General features: G+C 64.3%; 2 protein-coding genes. Both read left to right on the forward strand.

The window, feature by feature from the left end; genetic code table 11:
* Positions 1-185: 185 nt before the first annotated feature.
* Positions 186-824, forward strand: a complete 639-nt coding sequence (locus EOA24_RS35255; RefSeq protein WP_126082765.1) for an SGNH/GDSL hydrolase family protein — start codon at positions 186-188, stop codon at positions 822-824.
* A gap of 28 nt (positions 825-852) precedes the next feature.
* A partial coding sequence (gene lpdA, locus EOA24_RS35260; protein ID WP_127410667.1) for a dihydrolipoyl dehydrogenase occupies positions 853-2,172 on the forward strand: 1,320 nt, incomplete at its 3' end.

Raw genomic sequence — 2,172 nt, forward strand, 5'->3', positions numbered from 1 at the left:
CGCGCTCGGCGCCGAACTGCTCGGCGCCTTCAAGCGCATGATCGAAAACCCGATGGGCATGCTGGTGTAGGACGGGAAAAGGCGGTGCGGAAATTCTTCACCGGCCTTTCGCCTTGTTCTTTCCGTCGGGCGGATCGCGCGCTGGCGGCCTGGTCGACCGGTGACGGCAGGGGTGTGGCAAAAGCATGAAGACGATTCTCTGCTACGGCGACTCTCTCACCTGGGGCTACGACGCAGCCAGCCTCGGGCGCCATGCGCTCCAGGATCGCTGGCCGAGCTTGCTGGGGGCCGAGCTCGGCGACGACATCCAGGTCATCGCCGAAGGCCTTAACGGCCGCACCACGGCCTTCGACGACCATCTGGCCGGCGCGGACCGCAATGGCGCCCGTGTGCTGCCGACGATCCTGACCAGCCATGCGCCGCTCGACCTGATCATAATCATGCTTGGCGCCAACGACATGAAGCCATGGATCCACGGCAATCCGGTCGCAGCCAAACAGGGCATCCAGCGCCTGATCGACATCGTGCGCGGCCATGACTATCCGTTCGACTGGCCCGCACCGCAGATCCTCATCGTCGCGCCGCCGGTGGTGACGCGCACCGACAATGCCGAATTCAAGGAAATGTTCGCCGGCGGCGACGACGCTTCCAAGCGTCTGGCGCCGCAATATTCAGCACTGGCCGACGAGGCCGGCTGCGGCTTCTTCGACGCCGGCACGGTGGCCGTCACCACGCCGCTCGACGGCGTCCACCTCGATGCCGAGAACACGCGCAACATCGGCAAGGCGCTGGCGCCGCTCGTGCGCGTGATGCTCTCATTCTAACCTTCAGAAAGATCAGGAAGAAAACCCCGTGGCTGAATCCTACGACGTCATCATCATCGGCTCAGGCCCCGGCGGCTATGTCACGGCGGTGCGTTCCGCCCAGCTCGGCTTCAAGACGGCGATCGTCGAGCGCGAGCATCTGGGTGGCATCTGCCTCAACTGGGGCTGCATCCCGACCAAGGCGCTGCTGCGCTCGGCCGAGATCATGCATTATTCGGATCACCTGAAGGACTACGGCCTTAAGCTCGAGGGCGGCAAGGTCAGCCCCGACCCGGCCGCCGTGGTCGACCGTTCGCGAAAAGTGTCGCTCAGGCTGAACAGCGGCGTCGGCTTCTTGATGAAGAAGAACAAGGTCGACGTCATCTGGGGCGAGGCGAAGCTCTCCAAGCCCGGCGAAGTCGTCGTCTCGAAGACCGCCAAGAAGGCGATGGAACCGCAGCCGCCGGTGCCGAAAGGCGTCAAGGGCGAGGGCACCTACACCGCCAAGCACATCATTCTCGCGACCGGCGCCCGGCCGCGCGCGCTGCCCGGCATCGAGCCGGACGGCAAGCTGATCTGGACCTATTTCGAGGCGATGGTGCCGAAAGAGATGCCGAAGTCGCTGCTGGTGATGGGCTCGGGCGCCATCGGCATCGAGTTCGCCTCCTTCTACCGCACCATGGGCGCGGACGTGACGGTGGTCGAGCTGCTGCCCGCGGTGATGCCGGTTGAGGACGCCGAAGTCTCGAAATTCGCGCAAAAACAGTTTGAGAAGCAGGGGATGAAGATCATCCTCGAAGCCAAGGTGACCAAGGTCGATAAGGGCGCCAATTCGGTCACCGCGCATGTCGAGATGAAGGACGGCAAGGTGGAGAAGATCACCGCCGACCGCATGATCTCTGCCGTCGGCGTGCAGGGCAACATCGAGAATCTCGGTCTCGAGACGCTCGGCGTGAAGACCGATCGCGGCTGCATCGTCGTCGACGGTTACGGCAAGACCAATGTGCCCGGCATCTACGCCATCGGCGACGTCGCCGGCCCGCCGATGCTCGCCCACAAGGCAGAGCATGAAGGCGTCGTCTGCATCGAGAAGATCGCCAACTTCCCGGGCGTGCACGCCATCGACAAGCTGAAGATCCCCGGCTGCACCTATTGCAGCCCGCAGGTCGCGTCGGTCGGCCTGACCGAGGCGAAGGCCAAGGCGGAAGGCAAGGACATCCGCGTCGGCCGCTTCCCCTTCAGCGCCAATGGCAAGGCCATCGCGCTGGGCGAGGACCAGGGTTTCGTCAAGACCATCTTCGACAAGAAGACCGGGCAGCTTCTCGGCGCCCATCTGGTCGGCGCCGAAGTGACAGAGCTCATCCAGGGT

This window comes from Mesorhizobium sp. M2A.F.Ca.ET.039.01.1.1 (assembly GCF_003998035.1).
GTDB lineage: Bacteria > Pseudomonadota > Alphaproteobacteria > Rhizobiales > Rhizobiaceae > Mesorhizobium.